The organism is Streptosporangium sp. NPDC050855 (assembly GCF_044456585.1).
Taxonomy (GTDB): domain Bacteria; phylum Actinomycetota; class Actinomycetes; order Streptosporangiales; family Streptosporangiaceae; genus Streptosporangium; species Streptosporangium longisporum.
Genome location: NZ_JBITFY010000018.1, coordinates 167,540 through 182,879, shown reverse-complemented (window position 1 = coordinate 182,879; position 15,340 = coordinate 167,540). Strand labels below are relative to the sequence as shown.

General features: G+C 69.9%; 7 protein-coding genes and 1 pseudogene. 7 read left to right on the top strand and 1 reads right to left on the bottom strand.

The genetic code is table 11. The features are described from left to right. Nucleotides 1–693: 693 nt before the first annotated feature. From ACIBCT_RS31025 to ACIBCT_RS31000, 6 genes and pseudogenes are all read left to right on the top strand, one after another. A complete protein-coding gene (locus tag ACIBCT_RS31025) occupies nt 694–7,071 on the top strand; it encodes an amino acid adenylation domain-containing protein (RefSeq protein ID WP_399194609.1) in 6,378 nt (2,125 codons plus the stop codon). A 192-nt stretch (nt 7,072–7,263) separates the two neighbouring features. Further along, complete coding sequence (locus ACIBCT_RS31020; RefSeq protein WP_399194607.1) at nt 7,264–8,304, top strand: cysteine synthase family protein; 1,041 nt, start codon at nt 7,264–7,266, stop codon at nt 8,302–8,304. Nucleotides 8,305–8,384: 80 nt separating this feature from the next. Then, nucleotides 8,385–9,380: an arginine beta-hydroxylase, Fe(II)/alpha-ketoglutarate-dependent gene (vioC, locus tag ACIBCT_RS31015; RefSeq protein ID WP_399194605.1), complete on the top strand. Its 996-nt coding sequence runs from the start codon at nt 8,385–8,387 to the stop codon at nt 9,378–9,380. Continuing rightward, complete coding sequence (vioD, locus tag ACIBCT_RS31010; protein WP_399194603.1) at nt 9,377–10,531, top strand: capreomycidine synthase; 1,155 nt, start codon at nt 9,377–9,379, stop codon at nt 10,529–10,531. Before vioC ends, vioD begins: the two co-directional genes overlap by 4 nt. Further along, nucleotides 10,528–11,874, top strand: a complete 1,347-nt coding sequence (locus ACIBCT_RS31005; protein WP_399194601.1) for an MFS transporter — start codon at nt 10,528–10,530, stop codon at nt 11,872–11,874. The genes vioD and ACIBCT_RS31005 overlap by 4 nt, the downstream gene beginning before the upstream one ends. Next, a pseudogene (locus ACIBCT_RS31000) lies at nt 11,871–13,268 on the top strand (amino acid adenylation domain-containing protein); the annotation flags it as partial. The gene ACIBCT_RS31005 and the pseudogene ACIBCT_RS31000, both read left to right, overlap by 4 nt. 254 nt (nt 13,269–13,522) lie before the next feature. On the opposite strand, the gene sigJ reads toward ACIBCT_RS31000, so the two are convergent. Further along, nucleotides 13,523–14,407: an RNA polymerase sigma factor SigJ gene (gene sigJ / locus ACIBCT_RS30995; protein ID WP_399194599.1), complete on the bottom strand. Its 885-nt coding sequence runs from the start codon at nt 14,405–14,407 to the stop codon at nt 13,523–13,525. A gap of 106 nt (nt 14,408–14,513) precedes the next feature. Between sigJ and ACIBCT_RS30990 the strand changes: the two genes are divergently transcribed. Further along, nucleotides 14,514–15,320 carry an SDR family oxidoreductase gene (locus ACIBCT_RS30990; RefSeq protein WP_399194597.1) on the top strand — a complete coding sequence of 269 codons (807 nt, stop codon included), beginning with the start codon at nt 14,514–14,516 and terminating at the stop codon, nt 15,318–15,320. The last annotated feature ends 20 nt before the right edge of the window (nt 15,321–15,340 follow it).

Sequence of the window (15,340 nt, the reverse complement as noted above, 5' to 3'; positions counted from 1 at the left end):
CCGGCGGATACGACTTCATCGCCACGTGGAACTCCTTGTCTCCGGATTTTCATCATCCGGCACTCAAGGTGTCCACACATCGGGGTGAGGGCCCAGGTGCCGGGCCTGCCACAGCGGTCCGATCTCGGTCACCAGTTCCGCGATCACCTCAGCCGACAGGCCCGTGATCCGCCGGTTCTCCAGGATGATCGTCCGTCCGAGTGTTCTTACCACGTCTGGCCCAACGAGCCAGGGCCTCAAAGGCCACGGCTAATCATGCACGAGGTCGTTAGACCGAATCCACTGGCCTCTCTTGGACCGCGCGAGGAAAACATGTGCTGCTTCCAGCAGTCGCACGCAGTCATGTTCTAAGTACTTTAAATCCGCTTCGAAGTTATCAACCACTCTGCACATATTCCACTTCCTCGGTTTCGACAAATAAACAGGTTTATATCATTGCTTAGTCCCGGCGACATGCTAATTAAACCGCCGTCAACGGTAGAATTCGGGGAAGGTGCTCCTCGACCGATTCTCCTGATAGCAGAAGAGCACTGGTCCTCTCGGTGGAGTCCGTCCTGCCACCAAAGTAGTGGGGCCTGGACCATCGAAGGAGCCGGTACGCGCAGCGACGAAAGAACAATTGATTGAGATTCCCTGGCATACGCACCATGGAACGGTTGCAGTAAGCGAGCCCAGTGCCGGGAGTTTCCCTGTATGGAATCCAGAGATGACGTACGTCACCCATTTTCCCTGACCGCATCGATTGCCACGGCGCCGGCTGGCCCGGTTGACCACGACGCGACGTTGCACGAGCTCGTCGGCGCTCAAGCCGCCGCAACACCCCGGGCAACCGCCGTTGTCCACGACGACGGGCTGCTGACCTATGCCGAGCTGGACGAACGGAGTACGCGGCTCGCCCATCGACTGCGGGCCCTCGGGATCCGAGATGAGGCTCCCGTCGCAGTGATGCTGGAACGCGATCCCGAGCTGGTCGTTGCGCTGCTGGGTGTGCTCAAGGCGGGAGGTGCGTTCGTACCCGTCGATCCGGCTTATCCCGCTGAGCGGATTCGCCACATGCTGGACGACTCAGGGGCACGAGCCGTCGTACTGCGCCAGGTCCTGCGTGCTCGGCTGCCGGAGGATTTACGTGATGGGGCAGGGCGGGTCTCGGTGCTCCAGGTGGACCGAGAAGCCGAGAGCGAGACCGTGACGTCTGACCACTGTTCGGTCACGCCGGTCGAGTCAGCTACGCGGCCCGAGAACTTGGCGTATGTCGTCTACACATCGGGCTCCACTGGATTGCCCAAGGGGGTGATGGTCGAGCACCGTGGCATCGTCAGCTATCTGCTGGGCATGTTGCGGCACTTTCCGATGGGGCCACACGACCGGATGCTGCAGGTCACCTCGTTCTCTTTCGATGTCTCGGTGTATGAGATCTTCCTGCCGTTGCTAACCGGCGGCGCCACCGTGCTGCCCCGCTCGGGCAGCCACACGGACGCTCGTTATCTGAGTGGGCTGATAGCTGAGCATGGAGTGACGTCTTTTCACATGGTGCCCTCGCTGCTGCGGACCTTCGTGGACGGACTCGATCCCCGGCGGTGCGCCGGGCTGAGCCGGATTTTCGTCAGCGGAGAGGCGCTCGACCCCGCGCTGGTGGCCGATGTGCATGACCGTCTCCCATGCGACCTGGTGAACCTGTACGGAGCGACCGAGGTCTCCGTCGACTCCACGTGGTGGACGGCACCACGGGACCGCTCGGACACGCCGGTGCTGGTCGGCCGTCCCATGGCCGGAGCCACCGCGTATGTCCTGGACGACGAGATGAGGCGGCTGCCTCCGGGCGAGGTGGGAGAGGTCTACCTGGGCGGGGCCAGCGTGACCCGGGGGTACCACGGGCGTGCAGCTTTGACCGCACAGCGTTTCCTGCCCGACCCGTACGGACCTCCCGGTAGTCGGCTCTACCGCACCGGTGATCTCGGCCGCGTGGAGGACGGCGGCGAGCTGCGACTGCTGGGGCGCATCGACGATCAGGTGAAGTTGCACGGTCACCGGATTGAGCCCGGCGAGATCGAGGCGGCGATGACCGCCCATCCGCAGGTCTCCCTGGCCGCCGTCGTCACGGCGGGCAGCGGTACGGAGGCGGTCCTGACCGGATTCTTCACCGGCGCGATGGCCGACGTTCACGAGCTGCGCCGGTTCCTCGCACAGCGGCTGCCAGCCGCTCTCGTCCCCGCGCGGCTCATCCCGCTGGACACCCTGCCCTTGTCCCCCAATGGCAAGACCGACCGGAACGTGCTGGCCGAACTCGCCGCCCGGCAGGACATGCCCATGGCATCGGTCGTGCCCGAGGGCGCCGACCCCGTCCTGCGCACCGTCCTCGAAGCCGCAGCCGACGTCCTGGGCGGCACCCCTGTCGCCCCGCACGAGAACTTCTTCGACAGGGGTGGCAACTCACTGCATGCGACCCGGCTCGTAGCAAGGTTGCGCGCGGCCCTGGGCACAACGATCGGCGTACGCGCGGTCTTTGAGCATCAGTCCCCGGCCCAATTGGCTGACGCCCTACGCTCCACGTCCGCCGACCCCCTCGGGGGTGGCGCGCAGATCGCTTCGACAAGCAAACTGTCCGCTGCCCAACACCGCATGTGGCTGCTGGCGCAGATCTCCGAGACCCCCGCCGAGTACGCCATCACCCTTGCCCTGCACATCACAGGCGCCCTGGACACCGAGGCGCTGAGCTGGGCCGTCGACGCGGTGGTACGGCGGCACGACTCGCTTCGCTCATGCTTTCCCGACCGGGGCGGTGCTCCTGTGCGGGCCGAGACACCGGCCGAGGCATTACGGCTGCGCCATGCGCCACCGGAGCCGGGCGGAGACCCGGACGAGGTGGTGCGACGGGTGGTCACCGAACAGACGGCCGACCTCGACCTGGTGACCGGACCGCTGTTTCGCCCGGTGCTGGTGCCCCTCGGCGCCAAGGAACACCTTCTGGTGATCGTCCTACATCACATCGTGGCGGACGGCTGGTCCACCGAGGTGCTTTTGGAGGACATCGCCGCGCATTACCGAGCCCGGACCACCGAAGAGCCCGCACCCCGGCGGCCGGTCGTCAGCTACCAGCGCTATGTGGACATCGAACGCCGCAACGAGCGCGACGGCGTCACCGACCGGGACCTGGAGTACTTCACCACCGCGTTGCATGGCGTCCCTGAGGAGGTCACCCTGCCCCTGGACAGGTCCCGGCCCGTGCAGCGCACAGGGCGGGGTGCGACCCTGCGGTCGGCGTTCGGACCTCGTGGTTCCGACGCCGTGCGTGCGCTCGCAGCCGCGCACCGCACGACGCCGTTCGTGGTCCTGCTCACCGGGTTGAGCATCTTGCTTCACCGGGCGGGCGGTCACAAGGACGTGGTGATCGGCAGTGCGGTCGCCGGTCGTTTCGACGCCGAGCTGGACGACCTCGTGGGCTTGTGCCTCAACTCGGTGGCGCTGCGCTGGCCGATCGACCCTGATACCCCGTTCGCCACGGTGGTGGAGCGCGCCGAGCAGAGCCTGCTCGACGCCATGGACCACTCAGCCGTGCCCTTCGCCCGGGTCGTCGAGAAGCTGGGGATCCGCCGCGACGCGCGCCGCACCCCCGTCTTTCAGATCATCGCGCTGTATGACGACTTCCCCGACGTGCCGGACCTGCCCGGTCTGTCGGTGCGCGCGCTGGAGACCGACGACGGCTCCGCACAGTGCGACGCGTTGTTCACCTTCCGGCCACCGACCGATGACGGCATGGCCCTGAGCATCGAATTCAGCACGGATGTCTACGACTACACGACCGTGCAGCGCTGGGTGGAGCAACTGGAAACCCTGTTGACCGCCGCGGCGGACAGCCCCGGTACTGAGGCGGCCCGGCTGCCCCTGCTGTCCGGCTCCGCGCTGGATTCGCTCCTGGCCCTGGGCGAGGGCCCTGCGCGGCCGCTGCCGAACGATCTCTCACTGACGGAAATGTTTGCCCGCCAGGTGGCTCTGGCCCCTCAGCGCACCGCCTTGACCTGGCGGGACGCCACCGATACGGTCGCCACTCTCAGCTACGGGGATCTCGACGAGCGCTCCTCCCGCCTCGCGCATGCCCTGCGCGAGCACGGTGTCTGCGCCAATACACCGGTCGCCTTGTGCCTCACCCGCAGCGCCGATGTGCTGACCGCCGTGTACGGAGTACTCAAGGCGGGCGGTGGCTATGTGCCGGTCGAGCCGGACAACCCGCCCGAGCGGATCGCTGGCCTTGTTTCCGACAGCGGAGCCCGCCTCCTCCTCACCCAACGGCAGCTGGCCGTCTCGCTGCCGGAGCTGCCGGACGTGACCGTTCTCCTCGTCGACGACCACGAGGCGTTGAGCCGCTTCCCGGCCACGCGCCTCGAACCGGCACCGCGCCCGCAGGACCTCGCGTACGTCATCTATACCTCGGGCTCCACCGGCCGCCCTAAGGGTGTGATGATCGAACACCGCAGCGTGGTCAACTATCTCACGACTCTTCAAGAGAAGTTCCGGCTCACTCCCGACGACCGGCTGCTGCTGAAATCGCCACTCTCCTTTGACGTGTCCGTGCGTGAGGTCTTCTGGGCCCTGAGCACGGGCGCCACGCTCGTCGTCGCGGAGGCCGGGCGGCACGCCGACCCGGACTACCTGATCGAAGTGATCGAACGGGAGCAGGTGACCGTCGTCCACTTCGTGCCCAGCATGCTGCACGTCCTGCTGGAGACGCTCGACGGGTCGGGACACTGTCCCACCCTGCGCCAGGTGATGACCAGTGGTGAGACCCTGCCCGTGCGGACCGCGCGGCGCTGCCTGGAGCTGATCGGTGCGGAGCTGCGCAACATGTACGGCCCCACCGAGACCACGGTCGAGATGACCGACTTCGACGTCCGGGGCCGTACTGACATCGAACGGCTGCCGATCGGCCGCCCCTTCCCCAACACGCGGGTGTACATCCTCGATGAGGAGCTGCGCCCCGTGCCGCGCGGGACGGTGGGCGAACTGTACGTCGCCGGGGACCCGGTCGCCCGGGGCTATCGGGGCCGACCGGCGCTGACCGCCGACCGCTTCCTGCCCGACCCCTATGGACCACCCGGCACCAGGATGTACCGCACGGGCGACCTGGGGCGGTTCACCGGGGAAGGACTGCTGGACTTTCAGGGCCGCAGCGACTTCCAGGTCCAGCTGCGCGGCCACCGCATCGAACTGGGCGAGATCGAGAGCGTGCTGTGCGAGCAGCCGGGGGTGACCGCCGCCGTGGTCGTGGTCCGCAGGCCGGACAGCCCCGAGGCTGCGCACCTCGTCGCCTACGCGGTGCGGGCCCACCCGCCACACGGCCCCGATCAGGCGCTGCGTGCGAGGCTGGCGCAGTTGCTGCCGGGCTACATGGTGCCCACCGCCGTCGTCACAGTGGAGGCGCTGCCGCTGACGATCAACGGCAAACTGGACCGCGCGGCGTTGCCCGACCCGTGGGAGGCGCGCACCGCCACGGACTCCGGCTTTGGCGACACGGTGCCACCGACGCTGAGCGGGCCCCGAGAGCAGGCTCTGGCGAGGATCTGGCGAGAGCTGCTGGACATCGACGAAGTCGGCCCTGAGGACAACTTCTTCGGTCTGGGCGGTCATTCGCTGCTCGTGGCCACCTTGTCCGCCCGGGTCCACGCGGAATTGGGGATCAGGGCGCCACTGCTGCTGTTCCTGCGCCACCCGGTGCTGCGCGACCTGGCCGCTGCCTTGCCCGAGCCGGTCGGCGACCGGGCGCCGGGGGACGACACCGGTCTGCGGCCGCGCGGCACCGACCGCGCACCGCTGTCCGCAGCACAGCGCCGGGTCTGGATCGACGAACAGTTGTGGCCCGGTACCGCCGCGTACACCGTCCCGGAGGCATTCCGGCTGCGTGGTCCGCTCGACGAGGCGGCCTTCGAGGCGGCCCTGCAAGATCTAATGCTTCGTCACGAAGCGCTACGCACACGGATCGTGGGCGGTGAGGATCCCGAACTGGCCGTGGACGACCAGGTGACCGTACGGCTGTCGAGGACCGATGTACGGGGAGCCGGTGAGGCGGCGGTGCAGCAACTGCTGGAGCAGGCCGGTTGCAGGATCTTCGGGCTGGACGGTCCTTTGGTGGAGGTGTTCCTGGCGAGAACCGGTGCCCAGGAGTGGGTGTTCGTCTTCACCGCGCACCACCTGATCGTCGACGGCTGGTCCTTCGACATCTTGTGGCGGGATCTGGAGGCCTTGTACCGGCAGCACGCCACAGGCGGCGACCCGGGGCTTGCGCCGGTGCGGCTCACCTTCACCGACTACGCCTGGTGGGAGAGTGAACGCGCCGCAGCAGGCACCTACCGGCCCCACCTGGCCTTCTGGCGGCAGGAACTGGCGGGCCTTCCGCCCGGTGTCGGCCCGGCGGGCGACGCGGACACCGACCGGGCGGGCGGCAGCCGAGCCGTGCGTCTCGGTGCCGAGCTGTCCGAGCAACTACGGCTCGTCGCCGCCGAGCTGGGTGTGACACCGTTCATGCTCACACTCACGGCCTTCGCCATCGCCGTGACCGCCGAGGGCCCCGCGGAACAGGTGATCGGTGTCGAGGTCGCGGGCCGCGCCGACCAGCGAGTGGCCGACATCGTGGGCCTGTTCATCAACCACGTACCGCTGCGCTTGCGCCGGAGGCCAGGGCTGACGGCACGGCAGGCCGTCGCCGCCCTGGACGAGACCTGGCGCGGGGTGCTCGAACACGCCCACGTGTCCTTCGACGCGATCGTGGACGAGTTGAGCGGGCAGCGTGGCGCCGGTCGGGGTCCGGGCAGCGACATCGCCTTCTCCTACCTGGACTCCCGCACCCTCCCACGCCTCGACGACATCGCCGTTACCCCGCTGGAGCCGGTGTTCAATGGCACGGCCAAGTTCGGCCTGCTCCTTGAGGTGTTCGACACCCGCGATGGGCTGGTCGGGGTCTTCGAGCACCAGCTCGCGCGGTTCGGTCACAGCCGAATGACCCGCATCAGGAACCAGTGGGAGACGGTCCTGCTGGGTCTCCTCGCCGACGTCGACGTCCCGCTGGACCCACAGAGCTGAGCCTCGTCGCCCCAAGACCGACGCACCGCATCATCCCCAGGACAGAACCTTCACCCGTACGTGCAGGATCGAAAGGAGGGCGAGGAGATGCCACCCACTTCGCCGCCATCGGCAGCGGCGGCCACCCATGGCGGCACCCCCTGCCACCCACCGGCATCCGGCAATCCCGTACTGGAACACATTGGCCGTGCCATGGCCGCCTATCCGATCACTCCGGTCCGCACGGTCCGGGTCGAGATCGCCGGCATTCCCAGGACCATCACCCTCAAGCTGGAGGGCCACTCGCCCTGGCGGTCGATCAAGGGCCGCACCGCGCTCAGCCTGATCCAATCGGTGGCCGGTGAACTCACCGTCCCCGGTGCCACCGTCGTCGAATCGACCTCGGGCAACCTCGGACTGGCGCTCTCCGCGATCTGCCGGGACCTGGGATTGCGCTTCATCGCCGTCGTCGATCACAGGCAGTCCCCCGTCATCCAGCAGGCCATCGAGGCCAACGGCGGGGAACTGGACTGGGTCAGGACGCCCGACGACGCCACCACCCACCTCCAGGACCGGCTAGCCCGGGTGCGTGAACTAGTGCGGGACTTGCCGTACGCCGTGTGGCCCAACCAGTACGAGAACGACGCCAACTGGCACATCCACGAGACCTGGACCGCCCCCGAGTTCGACGCGCAGGCCACGGACGGCGCACAGGCCCTCTTCGCCGGGGTCTCCACCGGGGGTACCCTCGCCGGGCTCTCCCGCCACTTCCGGCGCACCCGGCCCGGGCTGCTGATCGTCGCGGTGGACGTCAAGGGTTCTACCGTGTTCGGAGGAGTGCCCCGTCCCCGCATCCTGACCGGCATCGGCGCCAGCCGGCGGTCTGCGTTCCTCACCGCCACCAGCACCGACGATGTGCTGCTGGTCGACGAACGGCAGGCCGTGGCCTGCTGCCACACGCTGCGAGCGGACACCGGCATCGCGGTCGGCGGTTCCAGCGGCGCGGTGCTGGCGGGTTGTCTGGAGTACCTCTACCGCCATCCCGAGGTACAGCACGCTCTGTGCCTGTGCCCCGACCTGAGCGACCACTACGGTCCCACCCTCTATCACCCGGCATGGCTGGACCGGATGGGCCTGCCCGCCGAGGCGTACCGGCTGCGACACCGCATGGGAGCTGCCTGTTCAGGCTTCGAGCCGGTCGACGACATCACCCCGATCCCCAGCGCGCCATCCGAGGAGGATGCATCGCGATGACCGACCTTCCCACGACAGACCACGGCATCACGCCGCCGAACCCGGTCGCCACACCTGTCCGGCCGTGGAACGAGTTACGGTTGACCCCTGACGAAGCTGCGGCCGCCGCCGCGCTGGCAGCTCGATGCGCCCAGCGCTATGACGATGCCGACGCTCCTGACTTCCTCCTCGACGCCCCCGTCATCGCCCACGAATTGCCCAGGCGGCTGCGGACGTTCATGACCCGGGCGCGTCTGGATGAGCGGCCGCACGCCCTCGTCGTACGGGGCAACCTCGTCGACGACGTATCGCTCGGTCCCACCCCTGCTCACTGGCGCAGCGCCCGCACCCCCGGCTCACGTCCGCTCTCCTTCCTGCTCACGCTCTACGCGGGACTGCTCGGTGACGTCTTCGGCTGGGCCACCCAGCAGGACGGTCGGATCGTCACCGACGTCCTACCGATCAAAGGCGGGGAGCACACCCTGGTCAGCTCCAGCAGCCGGCAAGAGCTCGGCTGGCACACCGAGGACGCCTTCTCGCCCTACCGAGCCGACTACGTAGGCCTGCTCTCGCTGCGTAACCCCGATCGGGTGGCCACCACACTGGCCGGCGCCCCTGTGGACGAGTTGGACGAGCGGACTCTCGACGTGCTCTTCCAGGAGCGGTTCCTGATCCGGCCCGACGACTCCCATCTGCCTGCCAACAACTCCGCGGTACAGCGGACATGGGCGGAGTTCGACGACATCGTCCGGGCTGCCGACCAGCCTGAACCGGTGGCGATCCTCACCGGTCACCATACCGCTCCCGACCTGCGGATCGATGGAGACTTCAGCGCGCCCGTCGAGGGCGATGAGGAGGCCGCGGTGGCCTTGGAGACCCTGCGCGAGCTGATCGATACGGCCCTGTACGAGCTCGTGCTCGACGTGGGCGACGTGGCCTTCATCGACAACCGCAGGGCGGTGCACGGCAGGCGTGCCTTCCAGCCCCGGTACGACGGCCGGGATCGCTGGCTCAAGCGCATCAACGTCACCCGCGACCTGCACCGGTCACGCCAGGTGCGGGCCGACGGTGACTCGCGGATCTTGGGGCAGCGGTGACCGGCCCGCTTACGCTGCCTGCGGCGCCCCTGGAGAACTGGCTGCGCGAGCGTTACTTCCAGGCGAAGATCGACATCAGCAGCAGCGGCGTGCACAACTACACCTTCGGAGAACTTCGCGCCCTCGACCCCGCGCTGCTCGGTACCGCAGAGCTGGACCGGTTGATGTTTCGTGACGGCCCGTCGCTGGGCGACGAGCGGCTGCGCGCCGCCGTGGCGGCCCGGGTACGTCCCGGCCCCGGCCATGTCGTGATGACGACCCACGGCTCCAGCGAGGCACTGTTTCTCGCCTTCACCGCACTAGTGAGCCCCGGGGACGAGGTCGTCGTCACCATGCCCGCCTACCACTCGCTGTCGGCCCTCGCCACCGCGGCCGGCGCGGTGCTGCGTCCCTGGCCGCTGCGGCCGGAGAACGACTTCGTGCCGGACCTGGCCGATCTGCGGGCGGTGCTCGGCGGGCGCACGCGTCTCGTGGTGGTGAACTTCCCGCACAACCCCAGCGGTTCCTGCCTAGATCCGCAAGGTCGTGCGGATCTGCTCGACCTGGTGGCGGGCAGCGGAGCGACCCTGATGTGGGACGGTGCGTTCACCGATCTCGTCTATGACCATCCACCGCTTGCGGACCCGTCCCGCGACCTCGACCGCGTCCTGTCCTTCGGCACCCTGTCCAAGGCGTACGGCCTGCCGGGACTGCGGGTCGGCTGGTGTGTCGTCCCCCGGGGCCTGGCCCATGAACTCGTACGGATCCGGGACTACCTGACGCTCAGCCTGTCTCCTTTGACCGAACGGATCGCGACTGTCGCCGTGGAGCACGCGGACGCCCTGATCGCGCCACGGCTGGCCGAGGCGCGAGGCAACCGGGAACTGCTGCTGCAGTGGGTTGCGGCGAGCGAAGGGGGCATTGAGTGCCCCGTCACGCGCGGTGGGGTCACGGCCTTCCCTCGTTTCAACGCGCACCCGGACGTCACCGGCACCTGCGAAAGGCTGCTGTCCGAGCACGGCGTGCTGGTGGTCCCCGGCCAGGTCTTCGGGTACGCCGACCGGATGCGCATCGGGTTCTCCTGCCCGCGCGCGCAGCTAGAGCACGGTCTGGCCGCTCTCACCGAGGAACTCGGTGCGCACGCGCACGGTCGGCGCTGGGGAACACGATGACCTCGACGCCTTCGGGCAGAGCTGCGGAGCACAAGGCTCCGTCCGACCGCGAAGCGATCGACGAGAAGCCCGCGTCGCTACGGCGCAACCGCGATTTCCGGCTCTGGTGGGGTGGCACCATGCTCAGCGCCGTAGGCGACGAGGTCACCGCCGTCGCCCTGCCGCTGATGGTGCTACTGCTGACCGGTTCCCCGCTCCACGCCGGTCTCGTCGGCAGCGTCGAGTCGATCCCTCCCCTGCTGTTGAGCCTGCCGCTCGGCATGCTGGTCGACCGGGTCTCGCGGCGGCTGGTGATGATCACGGCTTCCCTGCTCAGCGCGGCCTCGATCGCCACCGTGCCCATCGCCTACCTGATGGACGGGCTGAGCCTGCCGCAGCTGTACGTGGTCGCGTTCGTCAACAGCTTGGCCGCAACGGCGTACCGCATCGCGGACACCGCGGCACTGCCCGGGATCACCGGTCCCCACAAGCTGGGCGAGGCGGCGAGCCAGAGCGAGACGATCTTCGGCACCTCGGCGCTGATCGCACCGCCGCTGGCAGGCCTGATGTTCGAGAGCATGAGCCCTGCCGCGCCGTTCCTCCTTGACGCACTCTCCTTCGTGGCCATCGCCGCAGCCATTCTGGCGATCAGGTCGCGGCTCGGGCCCGAGGGCACTCCTGAGCCGCTGCGCTGGCGCCGCGAACTGACCGCCGGCATGCGGATCACCGCACGGCTGCCACTGGTGCGCACCCTGACCCTGCTGACGGCCGTGGGAGACTTCCTCTTCGCCGGGATCGGGCTGCTGCTGATCGTATTGGCCAAGGAGAGCGGCGCGTCCGGCTTCGAGGTGGGCGCCGTCTTCACGGCCGCGGGCGTGGGCAGCCTGCTCGGTGCGGCGCTCGCCCCGCGCATCGAGGCGGGTATCGGGCTGCGGGCCGCTGTGGTCGGCAAGCACTGGCTAACCGCGCTGCTCTTCCCGCTGCTCCTGGTCGACCTGCCCGGATGGGGCATCGGCCTGGTCTGGGGAGCGGTCGCCTTCCAGGTCGCCGTACTCAACGTGATTCAGATGAAGTACCTGATGAGCCAGGTCCACAGCGCCCAGCTCGGCCGGGTGCAGGGCTTCATGACCTTCCTGTCGAAGAGCAGCCTGCCCCTCGGCTACGCCCTCACCGGCTTCCTCCTCGACCGGTGGGGGTCCTGGGGCACCGTGTTGTTCTTCGAGGCCGTGCTGGTTTGCCTCGCCGTGTACGCCCTCATGGGGCGCGCTCTGCGCGCCTGCCACGTGACCAAGAGCACCGAAGGCGCCGGGACCGGCGCGCCGGACGACCAGCCACTGCCGAACCGACGGGGAATCGAGCGATGACGGATCTGGACTTCACCCGCTGGGACCTGCGCACCGAGGCCGACCGACGGGTCTTTCCCGGCGGACTGGACGGTCCCGCGCCCCTCTGGGACACCGATACCACCCTGGTGCGGATCGTGCTCGAGCAGGTGGCACGCACACCGGAGGCCGAGGCCGTACGCGTGGGCCGTGTGGCTTTGACATACCGGGAGTTGGCCGAGTCGGCGGCCCGGGTGGCGCGCTGGGCGGCCGGACTGCCTACCGGCACGGGACAGGGCTTACGCGTTGGTGTGGTCGCACACCGGTCACTGCCCGTCTACCCGGTGCTGCTCGGGATACTGGCCGCGGGAGGGGCCTACGTGCCACTGGACCCGGGGGCACCGGTGCGGCGGCTGCGCGAGATCACCCGGCGGGCGGAGCTGGCGGCGATGGTCACCGACGCGGAGGGGTGGGCCACGCTCGGCCTCTCTGAGATCGCCGGGCTCCTCCTCGACCGTGCGCTGCCGTTCCAGCGCGGCAGAGTCGGCTCAGGGCGGCTCACGGAGTTCGACGCGCTGCCCGAGGCCGACGACACGCTGCCCGCAGCCGGGTTCCGCGCCTCGCCGCAGCCGGACGACGTGGCGTATGCGATCTTCACCTCGGGTTCCACCGGAGTGCCCAAGGGCGTGCTCGTCGAGCATCGCGGCGCCGTCAATCTGGCACGGTGGGTGGCCCGTACCGCGGACCTCGGACCGGGCAGCCGGGTCACCCAGAACGCCTCCTTGCACTTCGACGCCTCGGTGCAGCAGATCTTCTCCGCCTGGTCGGCCGGGGCGACCCTGCTGCCGGTGCCCGAGCCCGTGCGGGTCGACGGCGCGCAGCTGTACGGCTGGCTCGCCGAACAGGGCATCACCCACTGGGACTCCGTACCCTCCCTGTGGGCCCCGGTCGTGGAACACTGCGCCGAGCGCATCGCTGCGGGCCAGACCGTCCTGCCCGCCCTCAAGGCCGTCCTGCTGGCAGGCGAGGCCCTACCGGCCGCCCGGGTCAACGCGTGGCGGCCCTGGCAGCAGGGGCACCGGCTGTTCAACATCTACGGCCCCACCGAGGTGACCGTCGACGCCACCGCGTACGAGGTGACCGGACCCGTCACCGGCGCCGCACCACCCATCGGCCGCCCCCTGCCCGGGCTGCGGGCCCTGGTCCTCGACGCAGGCGGGCATCCATGCCCGCCCGAGGCCGACGGTGAGCTCCTCCTCGGCGGTATCGGCCTCGCACGCGGCTACCTCGGCGATCCGGCGCTCACTCGTGAACGGTTCGTCATCCGTGAGGGCACCCGCTGGTACCGCACCGGAGACCTCGTCCGATACACCGCGGCAGGGGACCTGGTGTTCACCGGGCGTCGCGACGACCAGGTGAAGGTACGCGGCGTACGCATCGAACTCGCCGAGGTGGAGCGAGCGTTGCAGGCCGACCCGCGGGTCGCCGAGGCGATCGCGGTGGTGCTGGATGACGGCGGGGGGGGGGGGGGGGGGGGGGCCCGCCCCCCCCCCCCCCCCCCCCCCCCCCCCCCCCCCCCCCCCCCCCCGCACCGGGAGACCTCCCGCCTGCGCGTAACGGGGACGTCCCGCCTACGGGCACCGGGGACGTCCCGCCTGCCCGTACCGGAGGACGTCCCGCCGGCGGGTGCTCAGGCCCCGGGGACCGCCAGATCGAGCCGGTCCAGGCGTTCCGGGTCGGACAGCACGTCGATGGCGAGGATCCTCCCGCCCGTGACGGTGAAGGCCATGACGGACAGCGGCCTGCCGTGCGCGGCGACGACGACCCCGGCGGCCCCGTTGACCAGCGCCGGTCGCGCGAGCGGGAAGAGCCGCCCGAAGGTGAGCGCCCGCTCGGCCACGTTCCGGGAACCGGTGATCACGACCGTGTGCCGGGCCCGCGCGGCGCCGCCGTCGGAGCGCAGCACGACGCCGGGGTCCAGCACGGCGACGAGCGCGCCGAAGTCGCCGTCGCGGGCGGCGGCGAAGAACGCGTCGACGACGTCACGCTGACGGGCGAGGTCGGGGTCGGGAACCGGGGCCTGTCCCCGCACCCGGCGGCGGGCGCGGCTCGCGAGCTGCCGCGCCGCGGCCGGGGACCGGTCGATCATCGGGGCGATCTCCTCGAACGGCACGGCGAACATGTCGTGCAGCACGAACGCGAGCCGCTCGGCCGGGGTCAGCGTCTCCAGCACCACCAGCAGCGCCAGCCCGACCGAGTCGGCCAGCACCGCCTCCCCCTCGGGGCCGGTCCCGTCCTCGTGGCCGATGATCGGGTCGGGCATGCGCACCCCGAGCGGGTCCTCGCGCCGCCGCTCGCGTGAGCGCAGCACGTTCAGGCAGACCCGGGCCACCACGGTCGTCAGCCACGCGCCGAGGTTGCGCACCTCGCCGGTGTCGGCGCGGCCGAGGCGCAGCCAGGCGTCCTGCACGGCGTCCTCGGCCTCGCTCACCGAGCCGAGCATCCGGTAGGCCACGGCCTGCAGCCGGGCCCGGTGCTCCTCGAACCGCTCGCTGAGCCACTCGCGCTCGTCCACCGTGTCACGTTCCTTCCTCGGGTGGGGTCGTAAGGGTAGACACGCGCGACCCCGCCGATGTGACCGGGAGGACGAACTCCCGGAACGACGAGTTCGGAGAGACCACATGACCTCACCCATTCTGATCACCGGTGGCACGGGCACGCTCGGGCGCCTCGTGGTGCCGCTCCTGCGGGACGCGGGCCGGGAGGTGCGGGTGCTCAGCAGGCACGACCACGAGAACGGGAACGGCGTCGAGTACGTCACCGGCGACCTGCTCACCGGCGACGGCGTCGGGCGCGCGGTCGACGGGGCCGGGATCGTCCTGCACCTCGCGGGCGGTCCCAAGGGCGACGACGAGGCGACCCGGAACCTGGTCCGGGCCGCGTCACGGGCAGGGACGCGGCACCTGGTGTACATCTCGGTCATCGGCGCGGACCGGGTTCCGCTGGCCTGGATGAGGTCCAAGCTGGACGCGGAGCGGGCCGTGGCCGGCTCCGGGCTGCCGTGGACGACGCTGCGGGCCGCCCAGTTCCACGACCTGGTCCTGAACGTGGTGCGGAAGATGGCGGCGCTGCCGGTGATACCGATCCCGGGCGGGCTCCGGTTCCAGCCGGTCGACGCGCGCGACGTGGCGGCCCACCTGGCGGAACTGACGCTCGGCGAGCCGGCCGGCCTGGTGCCCGACCTGGCCGGGCCCGGGGTGTACGGGCTGGACGAGCTGAGCCGCGGGTACCTGAGGGCGCGCGGCGGGCGCCGGCCGACGGTGCCGGTCCGGATGCCGGGAAAGGCCGGACGCGCCTACCGGGCCGGGGACAACCTCACCCTCCGGGGGGCCGCCCTGGGCACCCGGACCTGGGAGGACTTCCTGGCCGAACGGGTACGGCCGGGCCGGCCCGGCCGGCCGGAGGCGGCCCTTCCCGGAAGGGGCTGACCCCCGCGTCGCCCCCCGGC